The 5274-nt window shown below is 71.0% G+C and carries 5 protein-coding genes; 3 read left to right on the plus strand and 2 right to left on the minus strand.

Annotated features, from left to right (window positions below; all coding sequences use genetic code 11):
- The first annotated feature begins 343 nt into the window (after positions 1-343).
- The 3 genes from uvrB to OEY_RS0118640 all read left to right on the plus strand — a co-directional run bounded on the left by uvrB (position 344) and on the right by OEY_RS0118640 (position 4002).
- Positions 344-2497, plus strand: coding sequence for an excinuclease ABC subunit UvrB (uvrB, locus tag OEY_RS0118630; RefSeq protein WP_010595331.1), 2154 nt, complete (start codon positions 344-346; stop codon positions 2495-2497).
- A 10-nt stretch (positions 2498-2507) separates the two neighbouring features.
- Complete coding sequence (locus OEY_RS0118635; protein WP_029540105.1) at positions 2508-3380, plus strand: SCO6745 family protein; 873 nt, start codon at positions 2508-2510, stop codon at positions 3378-3380.
- Between the two features lie 169 nt (positions 3381-3549).
- Positions 3550-4002: a universal stress protein gene (locus OEY_RS0118640; RefSeq protein WP_010595333.1), complete on the plus strand. Its 453-nt coding sequence runs from the start codon at positions 3550-3552 to the stop codon at positions 4000-4002.
- Between the two features lie 8 nt (positions 4003-4010).
- Here the strand turns inward: OEY_RS0118640 and OEY_RS0118645 are convergent, their stop codons facing one another.
- Together OEY_RS0118645 and OEY_RS28660 are read right to left on the minus strand one after the other, a co-directional pair.
- On the minus strand, positions 4011-4292 hold the full coding sequence (locus OEY_RS0118645) for a DUF732 domain-containing protein (RefSeq protein ID WP_010595334.1): 282 nt from the start codon (positions 4290-4292) through the stop codon (positions 4011-4013).
- A gap of 271 nt (positions 4293-4563) precedes the next feature.
- A partial coding sequence (locus OEY_RS28660) for an ATP-binding domain-containing protein (RefSeq protein ID WP_010595335.1) occupies positions 4564-5274 on the minus strand: 711 nt, incomplete at its 5' end.

Raw genomic sequence — 5274 nt, forward strand, 5'->3', positions numbered from 1 at the left:
GCGGCAGGTCCAGGAGTACCGCCGCGCCGAAGAGGACGGCGACGGTGAGAACGAGGACGGTCCGCACGGCCGCGACCGCCCGCGTGTCGTTCTTCAGGTCCAGCCGGGTGTGGACCCGGTAGTCCGGTGGCGGCGCCACCGCGGGCTTCGGATCGTTGCGAGCGTTCACGGGTACCCCCTGGAGGTCGCGGTCTCCCGGACGGACTGTCCGACGAGAGCCGGCGGTGGACGGCGGTCCGGTCCGACCGATCATGCCCGGCGGACGACTCCGTGTCCCGGCGGCCACGCACCGGGTCCCCGCCGCCGATCGGCATTGTCGGTGCCGCCGCCTACCCTGGTTCCCATGGCGTTCGCAAGCGAGCATCCCGTTGTCGCCCACTCCGAGTTCCGCCCGGTGGGGGAGATCGAACGAACCGAGGGCCGGTTCGAGGTGGTCAGCGACCACCAACCCGCCGGGGACCAGCCGGCCGCGATCGACGAACTCACGCGCCGCCTGCAGGCGGGGGAGAAGGACGTGGTGCTGCTCGGCGCCACCGGCACCGGCAAGTCGGCCACCACCGCGTGGCTGATCGAGCGGGTGCAGCGCCCCACCCTGGTGATGGCCCCGAACAAGACCCTCGCCGCCCAGCTCGCCAATGAGCTACGGGAGATGTTGCCGCACAACGCCGTCGAGTACTTCGTCTCGTACTACGACTACTACCAGCCCGAGGCGTACATCGCGCAGACCGACACCTACATCGAGAAGGACTCCTCGATCAACGACGACGTGGAACGGCTGCGGCACTCGGCGACCTCGGCGCTGCTCTCCCGCCGTGACGTCGTGGTGGTCGCGTCGGTGTCGTGCATCTACGGCCTGGGCACGCCGCAGTCGTACCTGGACCGCTCGATCGCACTCGAGGTCGGGGTGGAGGTGCCCCGGGACGCCCTGCTGCGCCTGCTGGTGGACGTGCAGTACACCCGCAACGACATGGCGTTCACCCGCGGCTCGTTCCGAGTCAAGGGCGACACCGTCGACATCATCCCCGCCTACGAGGAGCTCGCCGTGCGCATCGAGTTCTTCGGCGACGAGATCGATGCCCTCTACTACCTGCATCCCCTGACGGGGGACGTGGTGCGCAAGGTGGACTCGCTGCGGATCTTCCCGGCCACCCACTACGTCGCGGGACCGGAACGGATGGAACGGGCCGTGACGGGCATCGAGGCCGAACTCGAGGACCGGCTCGCCGACCTCGAGAACCGCGGCAAACTGCTCGAGGCGCAGCGCTTGCGCATGCGCACCCAGTACGACCTGGAGATGATCCGGCAGGTCGGGTTCTGCTCCGGCATCGAGAACTACTCGAGGCATATCGACGGCCGGCCGGCCGGTTCCGCGCCGGCGACCTTGATCGACTACTTCCCGGAGGACTTCCTGCTGGTCATCGACGAGTCCCACGTCACCGTCCCGCAGATCGGCGCCATGTACGAAGGGGACATGTCGCGCAAGCGCAACCTGGTCGAGTTCGGGTTCCGGCTACCCTCGGCCGTCGACAACCGCCCGTTGACCTGGGAGGAGTTCGCCGCACGCATCGGCCAGACCGTGTACCTCTCGGCCACCCCCGGTCCCTACGAACTCGGGCAGGCCGGCGGTGAATTCGTCGAACAGGTCATCCGCCCGACCGGGCTGGTGGACCCGAAGGTCGTGGTCAAGCCCACCAAGGGCCAGATCGACGACCTCGTGCACGAGATCCGCGAACGCGCCGAGCGGGACGAGCGGGTGCTCGTGACCACCCTGACCAAGAAGATGTCCGAGGATCTCACCGACTACCTGCTCGAGCTCGGCATCAGGGTGCGCTACCTGCACTCGGACATCGACACCCTCCGGCGGGTCGAGCTGCTCCGGCAGCTGCGGCTCGGCGAGTACGACGTCCTCGTCGGTATCAACCTCCTCCGCGAGGGCCTCGACCTGCCGGAGGTCTCGCTCGTGGCGATACTCGACGCCGACAAGGAAGGGTTCCTGCGGTCGACGACCAGCCTCATCCAGACCATCGGCCGCGCGGCGCGCAACGTCTCCGGCGAGGTCCACATGTACGCCGACAAGGTCACCGACTCGATGGCGCGCGCCATCGAGGAGACCGAGCGTCGCCGCGAGAAGCAGATCGCCTACAACCTCGAGCACGGCATCGACCCGCAGCCGCTGCGCAAGAAGATCGCCGACATCCTCGACCAGGTCTACGAGGAGGCCGACGACACCGTGGAGGTCGGCGGCTCGGGCCGCAACGCCTCCCGCGGCCGCCGCGCACCGGGGGAATCCGGTCGGGCCGTGAGCGCCGGCGTCTACGAGGGCCGCGACGTGAAGTCCATGCCCCGCGCCGAACTGGCCGACCTGGTGCAGGAACTGACCGACCAGATGATGAACGCCGCCCGCGAGCTGCAGTTCGAGCTGGCCGGAAGGTTGCGCGACGAGATCGCCGACCTGAAGAAGGAACTGCGCGGGATGGATGCCGCGGGTCTCGCGTAGCGTCTGCGGCATGGACCCACAGTCTGCCGGCCGCACCGCCCGTGCCCTCGAACTGATCCACTCCGTCGGGTACTTCGCCCCCGAGGTCGACGCCGCCCTCGGCGACACCGGCCTCGAAGGCGGCCGGATGCGGTACTTCGCGGCGCGTTCCGCCGCGCTCGGCGCCGTCGGCGCCGGCGTCGTGACCGCCACCTTCTACAACTTCAGTCCCCGCCTGGTCGCGTCCGCGATCCCGCGCGCCTGGCAGCTGGCCACTCCCGACGCCGTCGTCGCCGCCCGGTTGCGCGGCATCGACGAGGCACTGGCCCGGATCCTCGGTGCCGAGGTGCTCGACTCCCCGGAGATGCACGAGGCGGCGGAACTCGCGGCGAGCGCCGCCCGGGCGGTCCCCGGGCCGGAGGGCCGGCCGCTGTACGCCGGGCATGCCGACCTGCCGTGGCCGGACGCCCCGCACCTGGTTCTGTGGCACGCGCTGACCCTGCTGCGCGAGTACCGCGGTGACGGGCACGTCGCCGCCTTGCAGACCGCCGGACTCACCGGCATCGAAGCCCTCGTCACCCACACCGCCGCAGGCATCGGGTTCAGCGAGGACTTCGCCCGCGCGCGCCGCGGTTGGAGCGCGGAGGAGTGGACTGCCGCGGCGACGGCGCTGCGTGCCCGCGGACTGCTCGACCGCGCCGGTGAGCTCACCGACGAGGGTTTCGAGGTCCGCGAACTCGTCGAGGACCTGACCGACGACCTCGCGGCGGCGCCGTGGGCGGCGCTGGGCGAGAGCAAGGCCGATCGGCTGATCGAGCTCGCGCTGCCCTGGCGGGACGCCCTCGTGGAGTCCGGCGTGTTCCCCGCGCAGATGTTCGGCCCGCGTTACGGTGACGCACGGTAACGTCAACGGCGGTCAGTGGCGTCGAGCGCACGCCGGCAGGTCTGTGGGATCCACCCCAAAGGCTGCCGGACCCGTCCGATCGGCCGTTACTGTCTACGCAGCAGTCGGAGGGGGGGACGCATCGACGGTCGCCCGCCGGCCAGACCCGACCAACTTCATGGAGGATTGCATGAGCGCCTACCGGACCGTAGTCGTCGGCACCGACGGTTCCGAGTCGTCGTACCGGGCCGTCGAGAAGGCGGCAGCTCTCGCCGGTGACGCCGAGGCCCGCCTCGTCATCGCGTGCGCCTACTACCCGGTGGATCCGAAGGACAGCGCCCGCGCCGCCGACGTGCTCGGGGACGACGCCTACCAGGTGACCGGATCGGCGCCCACGTACGACATCCTGCGCACCGCCCGGGAGAAGGCACACGCGGCCGGCGCCCAGAACGTTCTGGAACGGGCCGTCGTCGGGGCGCCCGTCGACTCGCTCCTCGAACTGGTCGCGGAAGTGGAAGCGGACCTGCTCGTGGTGGGCAACCGGGGCCTGAACACCCTCACCGGCCGGTTGCTCGGGTCCGTCCCGTCCGACCTCGCCCGCAAGTCCACCTCGGACGTGCTCATCGTGCACACCGTGCGCTGACCCCCGGGTCAGCAGTACGTCTCGCGGGCGGCACCCACGTAGAACCGGGCGGCATCGTCGCCCTGCAACGACGCCCGCGAGACGGACGCCGCGAAGGCCGCGACCGGCCGGACCGAACCGAGGACCTGGTCTTCCGGCAGTCCGGCAGCCAGCTGTGCACACGTCCCGCGGACGAGCGCCACGAGCGTCTCGTCGGGCACGCCGGCGGCCAGCCCCACCTCGGCCAGGGCCTGTTTGAACCGCAGGGCCGGCCCGTCCAGCGCCGCTGCCTCGACCGGAGCGGCCGCCATCGGGACCGTCACCGGGACGGAGGGCCCGGAGTCGTCGGACGCCGAGGTCCCCGCGCATCCCACCGCCGCGGCGAGGAGCCCGGACCCTGCCAGGAGCCGTGTCCAGTGCCTCCGTGTCCAGTGCCTCCGTGTCCGATCCCTCCGTGTCCGATCCCTTCGAGGCCACGCCTTCCTCACCGCCCCGCCTCCCGTTCCGACCGGCCGCACGTTCGCCCGCAACATACCGCCTGCCGGGACGGGGCGGACGTCGACACGGCACATCGACGACCCCTCACGACCGGGCCGGCGTCGCCAGTGCCGTCAGCGACTCGGGCAGCTCCCCGGTGTGCAGCACTCCGAGCCGCTGGGTGGCGCGGGTGAGCGCCACGTACAGGTCGTTGAGCCCGCGAGGCGACTCCGCCACGATGGCGGCCGGCTCCACCAGCAGCACCGAGTCGAACTCCAGGCCCTTGACCTCCCTCACCGTGGACACCCGCACCGAATCCGACCGCAGGTGATCCCATTGCGCCGCCAGCTCGTGCGGCGCGATCACCGCGGTCAGACCCGGCCCGTCGTCGTCCGCGAGGGCGCTGCACACGGCCTCGAGCAGGTCGTCCTCGACGACGTGCCGGGCCCACGGCGCGAATCCCGACTCGCGCACCGAGCGGGGCGGCACCTGATGCGGGTCGATCTCGGCGAGCACCGCGTGGGCGATCTCCATGATCTCCGCGGGCGTGCGGTAGTTGACGGTCAGCTCGGCCTTCTTCCACCGATTGGCCACGTACGGCTCGAGGATCCGCTGCCAGGACGAGCACCCGGCCGGATCCCCCGTCTGGGCGGTGTCCCCGACCAGGGTCATCCAGCGGTTCGGAATGCGCCGCATCAGCATCCGCCAGGCCATCGCGGACAACTCCTGCGCCTCGTCGACGATCACGTGCCCGTACGTCCAGGTGCGGTCCCCGGCGGCGCGCTCGGCCGTGGTCTCGTGGCTCCCCCCGCCCCC

Origin of the sequence: Rhodococcus sp. P14, from assembly GCF_000256505.1 — a bacterium.
GTDB classification, from domain to species: Bacteria; Actinomycetota; Actinomycetes; order Mycobacteriales; family Mycobacteriaceae; genus Rhodococcus; species Rhodococcus ruber.